Annotated in this window: 16 protein-coding genes and 1 tRNA gene; 12 read left to right on the plus strand and 5 right to left on the minus strand. The window is 38.6% G+C overall.

The annotated features are described in order from the left end of the window. The first annotated feature begins 102 nt into the window (after positions 1-102). Positions 103-294, plus strand: coding sequence for a type II toxin-antitoxin system VapB family antitoxin (locus tag HUJ21_RS05985; RefSeq protein WP_291368043.1), 192 nt, complete (start codon positions 103-105; stop codon positions 292-294). A gap of 41 nt (positions 295-335) precedes the next feature. On the opposite strand, the gene HUJ21_RS05990 is transcribed toward HUJ21_RS05985, so the two are convergent. Beyond that, positions 336-1,655 (minus strand): amidohydrolase family protein, encoded by a 1,320-nt coding sequence (locus tag HUJ21_RS05990; protein ID WP_291368044.1) that lies wholly within the window; start codon positions 1,653-1,655, stop codon positions 336-338. Positions 1,656-1,831: 176 nt separating this feature from the next. Continuing rightward, the gene (locus HUJ21_RS05995) at positions 1,832-3,130 is read right to left on the minus strand and encodes a glycosyl hydrolase family 28 protein (protein WP_291368045.1); all 1,299 of its coding nucleotides are present in this window, start codon (positions 3,128-3,130) and stop codon (positions 1,832-1,834) included. A gap of 319 nt (positions 3,131-3,449) precedes the next feature. On the opposite strand from HUJ21_RS05995, the gene HUJ21_RS06000 reads away from it, so the two are divergent. From HUJ21_RS06000 to HUJ21_RS06050, 11 genes are all read left to right on the plus strand, one after another. Then, positions 3,450-4,148 carry a TVP38/TMEM64 family protein gene (locus HUJ21_RS06000; RefSeq protein ID WP_291368046.1) on the plus strand — a complete coding sequence of 233 codons (699 nt, stop codon included), beginning with the start codon at positions 3,450-3,452 and terminating at the stop codon, positions 4,146-4,148. A gap of 678 nt (positions 4,149-4,826) precedes the next feature. Further along, on the plus strand, positions 4,827-6,116 hold the full coding sequence (locus HUJ21_RS06005; RefSeq protein WP_291368047.1) for a site-specific integrase: 1,290 nt from the start codon (positions 4,827-4,829) through the stop codon (positions 6,114-6,116). A gap of 150 nt (positions 6,117-6,266) precedes the next feature. Beyond that, positions 6,267-6,674 (plus strand): hypothetical protein, encoded by a 408-nt coding sequence (locus HUJ21_RS06010; RefSeq protein ID WP_291368048.1) that lies wholly within the window; start codon positions 6,267-6,269, stop codon positions 6,672-6,674. Beyond that, positions 6,674-6,982, plus strand: a complete 309-nt coding sequence (locus HUJ21_RS06015; protein WP_291368049.1) for a DUF6804 family protein — start codon at positions 6,674-6,676, stop codon at positions 6,980-6,982. The genes HUJ21_RS06010 and HUJ21_RS06015 overlap by 1 nt, the downstream gene beginning before the upstream one ends. Before the next feature lie 854 nt (positions 6,983-7,836). Next, positions 7,837-8,289, plus strand: coding sequence for a terminase small subunit (locus HUJ21_RS06020; RefSeq protein WP_291368050.1), 453 nt, complete (start codon positions 7,837-7,839; stop codon positions 8,287-8,289). A gap of 15 nt (positions 8,290-8,304) precedes the next feature. Continuing rightward, positions 8,305-9,252, plus strand: a complete 948-nt coding sequence (locus HUJ21_RS06025; protein ID WP_291368051.1) for a hypothetical protein — start codon at positions 8,305-8,307, stop codon at positions 9,250-9,252. Positions 9,253-9,346: 94 nt separating this feature from the next. Next, the gene (locus HUJ21_RS06030) at positions 9,347-9,688 is read left to right on the plus strand and encodes a helix-turn-helix domain-containing protein (protein WP_291368052.1); all 342 of its coding nucleotides are present in this window, start codon (positions 9,347-9,349) and stop codon (positions 9,686-9,688) included. Between the two features lie 239 nt (positions 9,689-9,927). Then, positions 9,928-11,448 carry a DNA primase family protein gene (locus tag HUJ21_RS06035; RefSeq protein WP_291368053.1) on the plus strand — a complete coding sequence of 507 codons (1,521 nt, stop codon included), beginning with the start codon at positions 9,928-9,930 and terminating at the stop codon, positions 11,446-11,448. Further along, complete coding sequence (locus HUJ21_RS06040; protein ID WP_291368054.1) at positions 11,429-12,586, plus strand: DUF6371 domain-containing protein; 1,158 nt, start codon at positions 11,429-11,431, stop codon at positions 12,584-12,586. The genes HUJ21_RS06035 and HUJ21_RS06040 overlap by 20 nt, the downstream gene beginning before the upstream one ends. Before the next feature lie 183 nt (positions 12,587-12,769). Further along, positions 12,770-13,354 (plus strand): hypothetical protein, encoded by a 585-nt coding sequence (locus HUJ21_RS06045; RefSeq protein WP_291368055.1) that lies wholly within the window; start codon positions 12,770-12,772, stop codon positions 13,352-13,354. 268 nt (positions 13,355-13,622) lie between these two features. Next, positions 13,623-14,846 carry a hypothetical protein gene (locus HUJ21_RS06050; protein WP_291368056.1) on the plus strand — a complete coding sequence of 408 codons (1,224 nt, stop codon included), beginning with the start codon at positions 13,623-13,625 and terminating at the stop codon, positions 14,844-14,846. Between the two features lie 385 nt (positions 14,847-15,231). On the opposite strand, the gene HUJ21_RS06055 is transcribed toward HUJ21_RS06050, so the two are convergent. From HUJ21_RS06055 to HUJ21_RS06065, 3 genes are all read right to left on the minus strand, one after another. Next, positions 15,232-15,304: transfer RNA gene (locus tag HUJ21_RS06055), tRNA-Thr, on the minus strand. A 142-nt stretch (positions 15,305-15,446) separates the two neighbouring features. Beyond that, positions 15,447-17,336 carry a DUF349 domain-containing protein gene (locus HUJ21_RS06060; protein WP_291368057.1) on the minus strand — a complete coding sequence of 630 codons (1,890 nt, stop codon included), beginning with the start codon at positions 17,334-17,336 and terminating at the stop codon, positions 15,447-15,449. A 58-nt stretch (positions 17,337-17,394) separates the two neighbouring features. Next, on the minus strand, positions 17,395-17,964 hold the full coding sequence (locus HUJ21_RS06065; RefSeq protein ID WP_291368058.1) for a YqgE/AlgH family protein: 570 nt from the start codon (positions 17,962-17,964) through the stop codon (positions 17,395-17,397). Positions 17,965-17,995 lie beyond the last annotated feature (31 nt).

Genomic DNA, 17,995 nt, shown 5'->3' on the forward strand with positions numbered 1-17,995 from the left:
GGGGGATGAGTTGAAGATGTGATGATGAGGGGGTTGAACTTTAATTTTCATAAATCAAGTTTATATTAGCATGTGTTTTTATGCTATTATACATCAATAATTATGAGAACTACATTGGAAATACCAGAAATGCTAATAAAAGAAGCTATGGAGCTTACTGGTGCTAAAACGAAGAGCCAGTTAATAAAAGAGGCAAGACCCTTCTGCTCCGCTCAGTGGCAAACCACAAAACCCATAATCTTTGTACCTCTGTGGCTCATTGTGTCCTCCCCACCTATCGGTCGGCAAGCGTGACAAAAATTTATTGCACTGCCTCAAATTTTTCCCTTTACCTCCTACTCCACCACCTCATCTCTATCTACCCATTCCCCGTTGAGCATGACTTTTTCTATGGCGTACATGGCTTTGATATCCACGGATGGATCGCCTTCCACCAGGATCAGGTCGGCCAGCTTCCCGGGTTCAATACTTCCCAGGCGGTCCTGGGTTCGGAAATAACGGGCATTATGAATGGTACTACTGGAAATGACCTCCAGGGGGCTCATACCGGCTTCCACAAATAATTCCATCTCCCTTTGATAAGCCAGTCCGGCTTGTGCATATTTGCCGTGATTGTGGGAACCGGTAACAATGGCAACCCCCACTTGGTGGGCCATTCCAACAAAATCAAGCATATTTTGAAAGCCTTTCGCCTGGTATTCCTTCACATCATCATCGCCAAACTGCCTTTCAAAGGTGGCCAGCGTAGGCGACAGCACCACCTTGTTTTTGGCGGCAAGGGCCAGTACCTGCCCGACCCGCTCATCCGATAGATCTATCTTGGACCACAACTCATAGCGGCCTTCCCTTCTGTAATTATTGTCTGCCTGAACCCCTTCCCTGAATGTCCGGGCATCTTCCGGATCGGCCAGGGAGGTCCCGAAGGAGGTAATGTGTTCGATCCCCTGAAGCCCGGCCAGGATCGCATCATCCGCATCTACCAGCTCCAAATGGGCCACTACGGGGATGTGGTAAAAATCGGCCGTACGGAAGACCGTTTCATAATATTTCAATGGAAGGCGGAAATAGATTTTGATGCCAGTGCCCCCTTGCATCACATAGTCTTTTATTAGCGTTTGGATATGATCGGTACTCCTTACCAGTGCTGCCTGATCCAGGTACACCCCCGGATAGCCGTCCAGATGAGCTCCTGTCAGGTACACCCGTGGCATTTTTGCCTGCGCAAAATGCAGGGATTGGTAAAACCGAAAGGGGTGTCCCGGGTCCCGGACAGTCGTCACCCCATTGGTAAGAATGGCATGTAAGGCCTTGTTGTTATTGACATTGTGTAAATGCGAATCTATCAAACCCGGCAGCAGGCTCATTCCTGTACCATCCGTTTTTTCCGCTCCTTCCGGAACGGTAACCTGATTTGCCGGACCTGCTTCCAGTATCCGGTTTCCTTTGACCAGCACTACTGCATTCTCCAATGGCTCCCCTCCCAGCCCATCTATCAGGCGAACATTTACAATTGCCCTTACCTGATCATTTGAGGGCCCCTCTGGTGGGTTTACTTCCAGTAGCGAGGGATTTTGTGCAAAAGCCAGATTAGTCAGGCATAAAAACCCTAGACCTAGCAAAAAAACAATATTGTTCGATAATTTCACCGTATTCATGGGTTTCACATTCATTCAGTAACTGTTTCTTTTGGATCTTCTAAATGTATCCATCCTTTTCGAAAAATACAAGAAGGGGAAGCGGCTTTGGGTCCGGCTGGAAGGATCAGTTCCAGTATTTATTCAACAGTACCCTTCGTAAATTCAGGGGCTCAAAACAAGAGGGAAAATACCACTCACCTGACCTTTAACCAGGCATTTTCGGTCACATTGCTGGTTTCAGCTGAGTCAATCTCATATAAGGTAGCGCTTTCATTTAGCCCCGTGTACATGCCATTCAAAAAGTGACAGTTAGCTACTTTTGCCTGTATCCTTACCAGAGATTGGCCATTCCCCATGATGTTCATGGCCTGTATGGTATGTATTTTACCCGGCAACGATTCTTCTCCATATCCCCTTCCTCCAATCAGCAGGGCTTCATACCGATCCTCCCTGGCTCTAAAAATAACGCCACTAATGAAGACATGATGGATTCCTGCCCTGTCGCTGCCTCTTATCGCGATCGCCCGGTACCGGTTTTCACAGGATATATTCGTAATCACCACTTGCTCAATGTCATCTTCCGGTCCGTACCAGCGGCTGGCTGTAACCATACTCCCATTAATATCTCCATTTTGCTTGGGTATATCCGGAGCAGTATCCAAATTTGAAAGTGCTATAAAATCATCTCCTGTCAGGCCTGAGATGTTATCGATCCGAACGTTTTTACATCCTTGTCTCAGGTTAATCCCGTCCTTATTGGCTGTCATCAATTGCTGTCCATCCACGGTCACAAACTCCTGATTGGAAATGGTCACATCGGATATGTCTATTCCCACCGTTCGCTCAAAACTAATGGTCCAGCCATGCGCGTTTTCAAAGCGAACATTTTTAAGGCTGAAGTCCCGGACATACCCTATCAATACCATAATGTTCCTCCAGTCACCCGTTTGTTTCAAACCAGGTTTTCCGGCATCGCTTCCGTAGCTGACCCGCCAATTTCCCTTTTCCTGCTCCGCTTTCGGATTCAGGCTGATCTGCCTGGCACCGTCACCAGTAGCCCGTGGATTGGTTGCCCCTTTGAGTACCGCATTTCCAATTCCATAAATTCGTATGTTTTCGTTCCAGCCCGGATCGGTAATACCGGCTCCTACATTGTCTGAACGGAACAGGTTGTCTCTGCTTTTATCAGAAAGTTGCAAGGTGCAATTGTCCAAAATCAGCGTCATATTGCTTGGTAGCAACAAGGCACTATCGATCATCCATATTTTCGTACCGTTGGTATTTTCCTTAGGAATTCGCACCATTTGGGTGCTTGTTTTGGCCATTTCTATCGCCTGGATAATGCGTTCTGTATCCGTTCCTTCAAAGGAATTTGGGTTTACCGTTTGAGGTTTCCAGGATTCTCCACTACCCCCAGCAAAGCTGTGAAAAGCGGTAATGCAAGCAAACAGGTAACAATAAATTACCCAAGGAAAATAGTTACGCTTCAACATAAGGGCTTATTTTTGGACAAAAATCAGGTTGGATCAATACATGCATACTGCGAATAAAGAGCAAACCAAAATTGGCTTACCTTAAAGCATTTACCTTATCAGGTAAAGGAAAATTAACCATCTTTGGCGGATAAAAAAAATCAGCAACTGTCGGACGGAAAAATCAGTATCCCTACGAATGGTTCCTAAACTAAGGAAAAAAGCCGCTGAATTCAGAAATGCAGCTTTCCCTGAAGAAATCTTTTTTTTTTTAATAATGCGTATTTTCGGTACAATCTATGCTAGATTTGAACCTGTTTATATCGTTAACTTTTCAAACATGTCCAAAAATAAACCGGCCATCTGGCCCTATGTGCTTTCTGTTCTCTTTATAGGAAGCCTGATCGCTTTGTATTTTCTCAACAGTTCCGTTCAGGATTTTTTTTCAGAAGCCTGGGAAGTGCTGCGCAGCAATGATGAAGAAAGAATATCCAATTGGGTGAATCAATTTGGCTTTTGGGGTCCATTCATTATTGTGCTGGCCATGGTATTGCAAATGTTTATGTTTGTGATCCCCTCCTTTTTACTGATGGTGGTGACCATCCTGGCCTATGGACCCTGGCTGGGAAGCGGTATCATTCTGGTGGCCATATTTTCGGCTTCCAGCATAGGCTATGGCATTGGTGTAAAATTCGGCACACCTGTCATTGATAAAATACTGGGGGAGGATACCGAAAAGAAGATCTCCGGGTTTTTGGAAGATTATGGGTTTTGGGCCGTTATCGTGACCCGTCTTTCCCCTTTTCTTTCCAACGATGCCATCAGCATCATTGGCGGCATGCTACGCATGGGCTACTGGAAATTTATAGGAGCTACCCTACTGGGAATTTTTCCCCTGACTGTATTGATCGCCTTCCTGGGAGAAAATTACGAGCGCATGAAAAACGGTCTGGTTTGGGTAGGTGCCATTAGTTTGCTCGGTTTTATCGCCTATGTCTGGTGGGACAGAAAACGGCAAAAAATCCCTTCCGCACAATAATTTCCTCAGAAAAATCAATATGGATCCCAGACATTCATCAGGACAGGCCACTGACTACCGTCAGGACAGGCTCGGTTTTTTGTCGGCCAGGGTCGAGGATAGTTTGTCTATTTAATAACCTGAGTCCCATCATTAAATAGTTCGGATTACGGGTACTGTTCCTTTCCTAAACAAATAAGCCATTCCCTGAAAACGCAAAGCATCTAAGAATCGATCCAAATCTCATTTTCTGCGACTCTCCCTTTTAAAGGAGGCTTGAAGCCTGTACTGATTTTTTTTCTGGAGGGATTTACCAAATCTGCTTATTATATACCTATTTTTAGGAGGGTACTTCCTCGTAAAATAAACGTCATATAGAATCGATCTCAGGTTATTACCAAAAAAACCTTCTACCTCTTGTTAGGGACTATTGGCAGGGCAAAAAAAAGCACTTACAAGAATATTCTCGTAAGTGCCTGATAATCAAGAGCCTCCTGTCGGGATCGAACCAACGACCTACTGATTACAAGTCAGAATATTACCTATTTTTATATTCTTACTTTATTATGCTTTTATATTGATTTTCTGTATTTTAAGTAACTTTTATACTTGTTTACTAATTGTTTATTTATGCAAATAGTGACCCTTTTTTGTGCAAATGATATGCAAATGCTTATCTTTGTTCAAAGCTACTTTGACATGACACGAAAAAAAGACAAAGCCAAAGATCCGGTAAGGATTAATTTCTATCTTGACACCAGGCGAAAAAAAGAGAATGGATTCTATCCGGTAAAAATCCGGGTATACGATACCTCCACCAAAAAAGTCCGACTTTACACCACGGATTTTGACCTTTCTGAAAAAGACTTCGAGCGAATCCTATTTCCTGAAAAGGGCCAGCGGTTAAGAAAAGAGGAAACCGAAATCCGGGAAGATTTGGAGGAGTTGAAAGTTTACTATTCTGAAAAAATCAAAGCCTTAAAATCCTTCACCTTTGAAGCATTCGAAAAGTCCCTTTCTATCGTATCCGGGGATTTGCTCAATGTATTTTTTCATTTTGACACATATACCAAAGAACTAAGGGAGTACAATCGAATTTCCACCGCTTCAAGTTATGAATTAAGTATGAAGTCATTAAAAACCTATTTGGGGGATATGACCGGAAAGGAGCCAAAAAAATTATTATTTCAGGATATCACAGTAAAATTCCTCAACGACTATGAAGCATGGATGACAGAAATAAAAGGTAAGTCTTTAACCACTGTTGGAATTTACCTTAGAGGACTACGGGTTATATTTAACCAGGCTATTGAAACCAAAGTCATAGACCGGGGAATTTACCCCTTTGGGCCCCGGCGTTATGAAATACCTAGCTCCACCAATACCAAAAAGGCGTTCAACTCCGATCAACTTTTAAAGCTACATCAGGCAATGCCGGAAACTCCGGAACAGGAAAAGGCCAAAGATTTTTGGTTTTTCTCCTTTGTTTGCAACGGCATGAATATGAAGGATATTCTCCACCTCAAATGGAAAAGCCTAAATGATGGCCAAATAGAATTTGTACGGGAAAAAACCAAGCGAACGAAAAAGGCCAATTCCAAGCCTATTCAAGTTCCTTTAACGGATTTTGCGAAGTCATTTATTGAGAAGTACGGAACTAAAGAGAAAAAACCAGACGGGTTTGTTTTCCCAATTCTATCGGACAATGACACAGCCGAAAGACAGCATGCGGTAAAATTGAATTTCATTCGGTTTGTGAACCAGCATATTAAGAAGCTGGCAAAGGCCAACGAGTTAAACGAAAATATTTCCACCTATTGGGCCCGACATTCCTTTGCCACCACAGCGGTAAGAAAAAAAGCAAGTATGGAATATGTCAGCGAAGCCCTAGGCCATTCGGATCTAAAAACCACAAAAAACTACTTTGCAGGCTTTGAGGACAAGACAAAAAAGGAGATATTAGAGGATATTACGGATTTTATGAGGTGAAAACTGTTTTAAAAGAGGTTCATTTCATTCATTGTATTCATTGGCTCTTTATTACCAATCAAAACTTAATTTTTGAGGGTACCCCGAAATATAATTTTTGTACAAACCGATCACTGTCAGGGATATAAACGAGCAACCATGTAAAATAACATGAAACTAATCAGGTACATATTATTTATTCCAATTTGCTTTTTAGCACTTAAATTTGTCTATTGGGGATTCAGCCATTTACTGACTTGGTTTATTGGTCTGAGTACATTTTGGCTCATAGCAACTCTAATTTTTTTTGGCGGGGCGATTTGGAGCCTTTTTAAAGTATTATCTGCTATGTTAATGAGTTTTACGAGTATGTTCGCTCCCAACCGAATATTTAGCTTTTGGACTGTCCTGATTTTGAGTATTATTAACAGTATTTGGACAATTTATAATTCTTGGACAATGGATGTAAATTACAGTGGCAAAGTTATTTTTGGTGCAATTGTGTTTTCAATTTTAGTTTTAGAATTAACTTTTGTTTTAATAATCGGGTCTGGTGAAGCAACAGAAGAAGCCTACTAATGAAAGTGAAAGAGAATATTATCAAAATCGTTTTAAGCATTTTGTTTTTGGTTTGCTTGCTTGATATGCCATATGGATATTTTCAACTTGTCCGATTTCTTGGAATGGTCGGGTTTGGCATTTTAGCATATCACAATTACCAAAAGAACCAAACTTGGTTTGCTATTTGGCTGGCATCGGCAATCTTGATTAACCCAATTTTCAAAATTTCACTAGGGCGAGAAATCTGGAATTTTGTCGATGTTATTTGGGCAATTATTTTAATTGCTTCAATATTAATCCATCAGACCAAAAGCAAAACAGAATGAAGCCATAGAAATAGAAAATATTAAAACTAGGTTCAGTGCCTCCACTTATTTTGAATCAATTTGGTATAAAGTTAATGAGAAAGTATTTATCTAATAACCTGTTACTTAACGAACACCGAATCGCTCTGGTTAAAACCTAAATTTTACAATCAAAACACAGTTATGATGGAAATATTTTATTACATAATTTTCGCGTTAGTAACATGGTTATTGTTAATGCAAATTTTTAAATTCTCGACATATCATAAGTTTTTTAAATATGCAGTTTTTTTCATCATATTTTATGCAGTTTTAAATGGTTATGCACTTATCTTTTTTGACTTACATTCTTTTTTTATCTGGCATTTAATAATATTCCTAATCTTACTCTACAACAATTATAAAAAGCAAAAGAAATCCATGTCTAAATTTGGACATCTGATTGATTTCGAAAAGGGAATGACCAAGGAGTTTTTTGAACTAAGTTTAGAAAGAACCCTTAAGTACCATATTATAAGTTCTTTAACCTATTTAATCGTTTTTGCAGTAGCATTTACTTATCTCTATAACATCTGAAAATTAATAATAGTATTGTACTTTTAATCCTAATCCTTCCTGACCTAAATAGGCATATAAGTTTTACTAGTCAAGATTACAGTGGACCTAGATTGCAAATAATCTAGAAGTACACTTATTTCTATAAATTTACCAACATTAAAATTTTCCTTTCCTGGTCTTAATACAAAAAAAATATATCGAGCTTTTTTTTTAAAAGCGAGTTAAATTTATAAATTGAAAACTGATTGTCATTTATCCCCTCCTCTAATTTAAAATTAATGATTTTCGCAAAAATCAAAGGAAAAAAGTTAATAAAAATGAAAAAAATTGTTGAAATAGGTGATAAAAGATTGAGATTAACTGAAAAAGAATATCGTTTTGCAGAACATTACCTTTGCTCATTTAATGCTACAGAGGCAGCCAAAAAAGCTGGTTATAGTGTTCATTCAGCCCGGCAGCAAGGGCATGAAAACCTGACAAAACCTTACATCAAAGAATACCTTCAATATAAAGCCCAACCTCATTTGAAAAGCCTGGAAGTGACACAGGAAAGGATGATTAGGGAGTTGGCTACTATCGCATTTTCCAATGTCTTTGATTTTTTAAATCCGGATTGGTCACTAAAAAATCTGGGAGACTTTGGTAATGGAAAAACAGGGGCAATCAAAACGGTGCAGAAATTTGAGAATGGGCATGGGTTACAGTTATATGATAAATTGGCTGCTTTGGAAAAACTTTTCGAATTGACAAAGGATAAAGATTATCTTTAATCTCGATTTTTTTAGATGAAAGAATTCTTCCTAAATAAATTTTTATCTGAGGTTCAGAAAGTGGAAACCGATCTAACGGAAGAAGAAATCCAAGATTTAAAAGTTAGTGGTTTAAATATACTTAATGCCTTATTATCAAGGAGGTTGATTCTTCACGACCCAGGCACCTATGCGTTAGCTTTCGTAACCGATTCATTCCCTTTTTACTTTACCACTTTTCGTCAAACCAAAGAAGCTCTTTTGATGCTTTTGAGGTTTATAAAAAAAGATGAAAGTTTCTTCGATCTCCCGGATAAAGAATTACCAGAAATAGTAAACTATTTAATCTTCGTAAAAAGTCATATAGAAGATTCACTTAATCTATTTTTGGGATTTTTCCGAAATGACGAAGCAGAGCAGGAAAGGATTTTATTTGCAATCAAAAATCTTAGGTTTCAATATTCAGAAGAGGGAATTCAAAAATATCTTGAAATTTGCTGTGATTCCATAGAAGATCAAATTTCTTATTTAGAAAGCATGTTGTTCGATTTTAAACAAGATGAGGAATTGAAAGTTTATTTTGGCAGTGAAATATGGATTTTTGAATCGAGGGTCCAAAGAATTTTAATGGCTAAATCTGCGGAAAGGCAACTTTCTGGTATAAAACATGAAATTAAGGAACAGTTTGAAAATTCACATTCTAATTTGGAAATATTTCATCCCAATGGGTTTAAACTTTTTGATTATTTAGTTAAGAATCATCTTTCTTCTGGTTCGGGCTACCAATCGGATATTGCATTTTTCTATCGGAAGATGGTTTATGACGGCCTAATTCACGCAAAACATAACCGTTTTAAAATTTTTTTAGAGAAGGTGTATCCTGACCTGGAGCCGCTTGGGAAAATTAAACAATTGAAAGATATTAACACAAAGAAGCGGGAGCAAATTTATGATACCGCAAAATGGGTTGTTGGATTGAAATAAGCCCCTTATTCCAGTTTGTTTGAAAGGGTACAATTTCGTACCTCTTATGGTACGATTTGATACGGAGATTGCATAAAAATAAACAATCTCTATTATGGAACATCAATTTAATTTCGAAAGCCTCCCTAAGGCCATTTCTTTACTTTATGACGAGGTAAAGCAAATTAAATCCCTTATTCTGGAAACAGGTTCAACTGATTCCGGCGACCATCTAATGACTATCGAGGAAACAAGTGATTTTCTTCATGTTAAAAAACAGACCTTGTACGCTTATGTATCCAAGGGCATAATCCCCCATTCCAAGAGGGCCGGGCGGTTGTACTTTTCTAAAAATGACCTGATCCAATGGATTAAAGAGGGCAACAAACGGTCCTTTGATGTGGAGGAGGAAGCAAAAAATATCATTTCCAAAAGGAAAGGAGGAAGTCATGGATAGGGAACCAAAAACTTCCTCCTTAATTGTCAAAGCTACTCGACAGGATAAAGATACGCATTTTAGCGGCCTAATGGAAAAAATACCATGGGTAATTTCTCTGCCTATACAGCCTATAACCTTCAATCAATTTATGGAATTAATGGCCTTGATAGGTATGGTTTTTTGCCTGCATACCTTCATGGATTGGGCCTATCCATATATCCAAAAAATGTTCATTTACATTAAAAAGCTACTTCGACATGACAAGGATAAATAAAGAAGGCATCATTGCACATTTGAATGAATTACAAAAAGTTGCAGATCCAAAACCACATGGGAAAATATTAAAAAAAATCCTGGCAGATGTGAAGACAGTGGACTTTGAAAAAAGAGCCAAGGCAGAGTTGGAAAATAAATTAAAAAATCCTGGATTAAGTAATAAACAAAAGGAGCGTATTGTAAAGGAACTAGGTAATTTCAAGCTGCTTGAAAAGCATTTCCTAATTATTACGATAGAGGAAATTATTAACCTGACAAAACGTAAAAACTGGGGAATATGTAAAAACCAGGATTTCATTTATCTATTCAATGGGGCCTATTGGAAGAGTATTGACAAGGAAGAATTTCAAAAATTTCTAGGTGAAGCCTCCGAAAAAATGGGTGTGGGAATATATACGGCAAAGTATTTCCGGTTTAGGGAAAACCTGTTCAAACAGTTTCTCGCTTCCGAATACTTTCCGGCTCCACTAAAGCCCAAAGATAGCGTATGTATCAACCTATTGAATGGAACCTTTGAAATCACAGACAAACCCCATTTACGCCCATTTTGTCCAGGTGATTTTATCAGATACCAATTACCATTTGCTTATGATCCGAAGACCAATGCTCCAAAATTTTTCGAATTTCTGAACAGGGTTTTACCAGAAAAGGACAAGCAAGCAGTATTGGCAGAATGCCTGGGATATATTTTTGTACCTCACAGTCAATTGAAGTTAGAAAAAGCATTATTCCTATTCGGGAGTGGTGCCAATGGGAAATCCGTTTTATACGAAATCATTAAGGCACTATTGGGAAATTACAACACCAGTGAATACACTTTGCAAAGCCTGACCGATACTACAGGGTATTACCGTGCGATGATAGCGGACAAATTGGTCAATTATGCCAGCGAAATAAATGGAAAGCTAGACAGTGCAAAATTTAAATCGTTGGCTTCCGGAGAGCCAATGGAAGCCAGGCTTCCCTATGGCCAACCCATGATTATAGAGGATTATGCCAAGCTGATTTTCAACACTAACGAACTTCCAAAAGACGTAGAATTTACCAATGCTTTTTTTCGCCGCTTTATTATTATTCCTTTTCAGGTGACCATACCGGAAAATGAGCAAAATAAAAACCTTCACAAAGAAATTATTGAAGGTGAACTTCCAGGCGTATTTAATTGGGTTTTGGAAGGGCTTAATAGGTTATTGGAACAAAAAAAGTTTTCCGATTGCGCCTCCATTAACCAGGCCCTAGACCAATTCAAGACGGAATCCGATACAGTAAAACGATTTTTGGAAGAGGAAGGCTACAGGTCCGATCCGGATAATAAAACCCTTTTGAAAGAGCTTTACCGTGAGTATAGGGAATATGCCCTGGATGATGGAAACAGGGTTTTGGCAAAGGGGAATTTTAAAAAGCGTTTGGAAGCCCTTAAAATATTTATCAATCGTGAAAGCCTGGGAATACAGGTCTTTATTTCAAAAAATCAGGAATTCAATGGAAAATCTACGATTTGACAAAATAAGGTCCCGAGTGAAATATTGCCCCTGTGGCAAATCCAACAGGGATGGGAAATTTGTTCCTTATGAAGGATTTGAGGACAAGGGGTATTGCCATTCATGCGGTGAAACATTTTTGCCAAGAATTGAGAACGATCATGATGGACAAAATGTAAAATTTGTTTCATTCCCTCCGAGACCAATCTCTTTTGTGGATCCTTCTGTTTTGGAAGCCAGCCTAAAAGGATACGATCAAAATAATTTTGTGCTATTCCTGCAAACCAGATTTGGGAAAGCTAATGCCATGAAAGCAGTGGAGGCTTACAAGGTAGGCACCTCCAAGAGATGGCCTGGTGCGAATATCTTTTGGCAAATTGACTCGAAAGGAAAAATACGAAGTGGAAAAATTATGTTGTACAACCCCTCCACAGGTAAGAGACAAAGTAAAAATTCCTGGGTCCATTCGGTTTTAAAGGAGGAAGATTTCAATTTGAATCAATGCTTATTTGGAAGCCATTTACTAAAGTACGATTCGTATAAGAGTGTTGCCATAGTCGAAAGCGAGAAAACCGCCATTATCGCCAGCATTTTGAAGCCTGAATTCATTTGGTTGGCCACGGGTGGAAAGAATGGATTACAGCCAGACAAGTGCGGGATATTAGCACACAGGAAGGTCTTTCTTTTCCCTGACCTTACCAAGCCAGTTGATAAGCCAAACTGTTTTGAAATGTGGACAGAAAAGGCAAAGGAACTATCTGAAGAAATGTTGGATGCTTCATTTTATGTCTCCGATTATTTAGAAACAAACGCAACCGAAGAGGAGCGGAACCAGGGTTTGGATATTGCAGATTATTTCCTCAAATGGGAATGGGTAGATGAAGAAAGTGAAGAAAATGAAGCGATTCAGAAACCTTTTATTTCAGCAAAAATTCAAAACAATGAAGAGGATGCACAAATTAGATCAATTAAAACAGAAATCCGCATGCTATCAAAGCAGATTAGAAAGGTTATCCAGGATCTTAGAGGAGAAAAGGCAGAGGAATCTGACTTGGCACAAAAGGTTAAAGGAACTATCCACCAGATTAGAAATTGTAAAATTCCAGGCGAAGCAATACGAGCAAATAAGGAATTTCTTAAAGAGGTCCGGGGATGGTAGAAAAACCTCCTAAATAATGGTATAAATACGGGCAGAACCGAAAATTTTGAAAAAGGAATCCAAGAGAGTTTCAAGGCAATAAGAAAAAGGTTAACTATGAATTACGGGGTTTGAATCAAAAACTTTAGTAAAAAGCCCTATCACATTCCACAGAATTTTATAAATTATACAAAAATTCAATCTATGGTAATTGTTGAACTCGAAACCAAAAAAGCCCTTCGTACTTTTACCGAGATCAAACGGGTCATTACTGCGGCTAAATCGTGGAAAGTAACAACCCGCATTGAAATCACGGTGCTTGACGGCAGTATCCAGTTAATTGGTCGGGGATTCGTTAAGGTCCTGGAAGCCCGGACCACAGGTTCTTGCAAATTGGTGGTTCCGGTAATTCACTGGTATGAGATCATCAAAATGAGTAAGGAAAAAATCCTCAAAGTTGTCATTACAGAGGGGGAGGCCATGGTGGGAAGAGTGACGGTCAATGTTCCTACCACTTTTTTTGAGAATGATAAGATTCTGAGAAGCATCTCACTTGCCGCCAATCCCAAAGCCATTGATTATTGGAAACTGGAATACCAGGGCTATACCCCAGAAGAGCTAGAATTCCACCAAGTGAACTCCAAAATAGAATGGGCCAAACGTGAATTTGACGAATGCATAGGTTCAGCTGCCTATACCCTGAGTCCTTTCCGGATCACAAAGAAGGAATTGATGAAAATGGTTTTGCAGCGGTTAAGGGAAAAGGAAAAAATTAATTTTGAGATTTAACAATCTGATATAAAGTAGTTTGCAACCTGGTATAATTCAATTTTAAAAAAAATGTCTTATAGGAAGTTTGATAATTCAGATTTCTTGCGAATTAAATGGTAAAACCGACCCAGGATTCTAATCAACAAGGAACCAAAGGTTTCTTTACTAAACCTAAATAATTATTATTCAAAAAATTGATGCCGGTTGTAAAGATTTTTTTAAATTGGTAGTTCCGGTTTTCCCTTTTTTTCGCTACGGCTGCAGACAATACGATATTACTCCATTAATGAGAAATTCAAGTGTAATTCATTTAAGTAATACCTTTTCTATCAACAAAGAAGTTGAAAAAGAAAACATCCTTTCTATTCAAAAAATATTTTTGACGAAGTATTATGAACCTCTTCTCAAAAACATTAATATAATTGAAAATAAATATAATTTTAAGGGCACAGAGTTAACATCTTATTTATATTACAAATTTTGTATAGAATATTTTCAGGATTTCAAAAATAATGAGATACCAATTCCAGAGCAATTAGATTTCGAACACAATAACAAGGTTCATGACGTTATCTCCTTTATAAACAATAACGTTCCAGAATTACAGTTAAAAGAATTATGGTCAAACATTACCCAGCTGACTAGTTTTGTTAATTTTAATAGAGTTGAATCGGGACTAATTACCAAAGAAACTTTTAACCTACTTTCTAAAAAAGATTTCTACCTTCCAATTTTTGAAAATAACTTCCTAAACCCAGTTTCTTTCTCAATTTACATTGATTTCCAGTATCCTAAGCTAAATAAGCTCTTTGATTTAATGTTAAGCATAAAAACAAATTGTTTACGAAATTTAGGATGGGGTATTGTTAATCAAAACAATCAATCGCTCCTAAATCATGTAAAATGCAATCCAGACAGTAAAAAATATTCAATTAAGAACTGTTGGTATATTTCTAAAGGTTTGAAGGACAATTTAGGGAATTATATTTTTGTAGAAACAACACAAAGGCCCACGAAAGAAGCAATAAATATCGGATTTGCGACAAAAAACATGCCTGAAGAAAATAAACCTTCCATAATTGAAAATTCAGCCGTTAAAGACGAGGTCCCAATTTTTGTTTCAGGTAAAAAAGTGATAATTAAATTCATGGATGAAAATACTGCTTTAAGGTTGAAGAATCAGACACAAAAAAAATCATATTTTAATTTCAAACAACCAAGTATTCCTAAGATGTTAAAACCAGGGTTCTACAATTTCAAAAACATGGATGGCAAAAAAATTGATGCCGAGGGCGGTGATTTTTCAGACCAATCATTAGAAATGAAGGAATGGAAAAAGCATTTAAAAAATCAGCGGAAAATTACATTAGTTTTTTTAATCATTTTTTCAATTTTATTTTTTTGGTATGGTGAAAATGGAAGGTACGAAACCGTACCCGGCGAAATCAATGTCGTTATTGACACGAAAACAGGGAAAATTTATTATGAAAGGATTATTAAGCCTAAATAAGTAAGATCATTAAAAGATTGACATTCGACTTAAAATCCAACATCTGACATCTATACTATTATTGTTAAAAGCTAAAAAGAAAAGTCAGGGTAATAGCGGAAATAAAAATGCTCCGTGAGGTTCTAGCTGCCAGGGCAAACAAGCCATATAAGAAGGCAGCCAAAAAAAGTAAAATCAGTTATTTGAGAAAATAGGAATGGGTTTAAAATTATAAAATAAACCAGAACTCGAAAAACTGAAAAGTCAAATGCAATACCCAAATCACACGAATTTATTTAGTCGAAATAGTGGATTGAGAAAGGGTTAAGACTCATTTTATGTGCAAATGGTGTGCAAATGAAAAAGGCACTTACAAGATAATACTTGTAAGTACCTGATAATCAAGAGCCTCCTGTCGGGATCGAACCAACGACCTACTGATTACAAGTCAGTTGCTCTACCAGCTGAGCTAAGGAGGCTACTATTAAGTGTATTCGAAGAATTCCTAAAAGGAATGCCTTTGCCCGAATGCGAGTGCAAATATAATTTTATACGATTAGTATTTCAAAAATTTACCCGATAATTTTAAAGAAATTACCTATTTTATTCATGATGAGGGATTTAAAATTCACGGATAATGGACAACTTTTTCTTCAACTTGTCTACTTCCTGCTCTGCTTTGTCAATTTTTTCCTCAAATTGGTCTTTCAATTTATCTGCCGTCTTGGAAGAAGCGAAAAACTCCAGGTTGTTACGCCATAAGGTAATGTTGTTTTCCAGATCCGAAATCTGTTTTCTAATGCCATGTTCTTTTTTATTCAACACCCTGTTGCTATTGGGATCTGCCTGCAGTTTGTTCAGGTTTAACCTGAAAAGAAAATCGTCCTTGCTTTCTCCCTCCAGGTCCAAATGGCTGAGGTAAGCATTCACCGCATCATTGAATTTTGAAGATATTTCCTTCATGTTCTTCCTTGGCACAAAACCAATCTCATTGAATTGCTGGATGAGCGTTTCCAAATGTTCCGGGCTAATGGCGTCCTTGTCCTTGGGGGCCTCCCTGATCTGCTCACAGACAGCCTCCTTGGCTGCCAGATTTTCTTCAAAGGCCTTGTTGGTTTCCTTATTGGCATTTCTGCGGTTATCGAAAAAGGTATCGCAAGCCTTTTTGAACTTTCCATAAAGGTTGTCCCTAAACTTTTCAGGCAAAGGGCCCAACTCCTTCCAATCTTTCTGTAACTGGATCAGGTGATTGGAGGTCTCTTTCCAATCCGTACTTTCCAAATGGGATTCAGCATCTGCAATCAGCTTTTCTGCCTGCTCCTTGTTCTTATGCCTGATCTCATCCAATTCCTTGAAAAACTGATTTTTATGCTGGAAAAACTGCTTGAAAAGCCCCCAGAATGTTTTATTGATCTCTCTACCTGATTCCCGGGGAACAGGGCCGATGGCCTCCCACTCTTTCTGAATGGCCAGGATTTCTTTGGTTTTGTTATTCCAATCCCTTATTTTTTCCGCCTTGAATGCTTTAAAAGCATCCAGCTTTTCTATGAGTTTTACTTTTACATCCAGATTGGCTTTAAAAACCTCTTTCTGACTGTCGTAATACTCTTTTCTCTTGTTATAAATGGCATCTGATGCGCCTTTAAACCGCTGCCATAAAGCTTCTTGTTCCTCCCTGGGAACAGGCCCTATGTGCTTAAAGTCTTCATGAAGCTCGTTCAGCGATTTGATGGCTTCCTTGATTTCCTCTTGCTCTGCAAGGGCCTCTGCCTTTTCACAAAGCTCCAGTTTGCTTTCCAGATTTTTCTTTCTATCCAGCTCTTTCAGCTCAAAATAAATACTCCTGTTGTCGTAAAACCTGTCCATCAGGGCATTATAGGATGCCCAAAGATTTTTGTTTTGGTTATGGGGTACAGGTCCTATTTTCTTCCATTTTTCCTGGATTTCCTTGATATCCTTTATGCTGTTGGTGGTTTCCTCGCCATCTACCAAGCCCCTCAGGCGGTCAAGAATCTCATTTTTTTCCTGTGCATTTTTTTCTTTGGACCGCTCTAATTCCCGGATCTGTTCGTGTCTTTTGTCTTTAAACTGCTGGTAGGTAGCAAAAAAATCCCGGTCTTCATCAGCACCCCGGTACTCGAATCCTTCTTCATCCCCTCCATCAGCAACATATTGCTGGTGGGCCAGTTCTTTTTCTTTGTTGTAATATTCCTCGTAATGGTTTTTGATTTCCTGAACCAGCCCATCACTCTTAATGAAATTTTGTTGGCTGACAATATCCTTTAGGGCTTTGAGAAGCTGTGGCTTATCAAAATTGTTGTAATCAACCCCATCTTCCTCATGGTCCTCCTCTTCCGAGTCTTCAGCATCGTGATTTGCCTCATTCTCGGGAGTCTTTTCGGGTTTTTCCTCTTTTTCATCCACATTTGCTTCCACTCCTGATTCCTGGTTGTCCACCAGATCTTCAGTAACCTTGTCCTCTTTTGCGGACATTTCTTTATCCTTATCCATAATAGTGTAGTATTCCTGCGTAAATCAAACCATACTGAACAAAAGTAGCAATTTTGGGCTAATTAAGTCTTGGGTCAATGGGATAATTTGCCAAAACCTGGAAATCGCCTCCCATATTTTTCAATATCACCCGCCACAAATCATCCGGTTCGGACTTGAATATATTTTTCACCTGTGCATTGTCACATACTATCCAGGTATTCTCAGTTAGTTCTTCCTTAAGCTGACCACTTTCCCAACCAGAATAACCGATAAAAAACCGGTAATCCGTCATATTGATCAGTCCCAATTTGTTTTTTTCAAGTAATTCGGAAAAACTCCCTCCCCACCAAAGCGTTTCTCCTAAAGAAATGCTGTTCTCTAACTGCTTCTCTCCCTGATAGATAAAGTGAAGGGTGTTTTGTTCTACCGGACCTCCCACGTATACTTCTTTGTCCAGCAACTCACAATCTTCCAATAATTCATCCAATTTAAAAATAGAAAGTTTGTTCAACACCAAACCAAATGAGCCCAATTCGTTGTTTTCACACAATAGCACCACCGAACGGACAAAATTTTCATCCTGCAGGAAAGGCTTTGAAATAAGCAGGCTTCCGGATTGAGGAGATATGTTAGATGGTGAATGCATTAACAATGATTTATATGAGGCTTTAATTTAA

Source organism: Cyclobacterium sp., from assembly GCF_014762705.1.
GTDB lineage: Bacteria > Bacteroidota > Bacteroidia > Cytophagales > Cyclobacteriaceae > Cyclobacterium.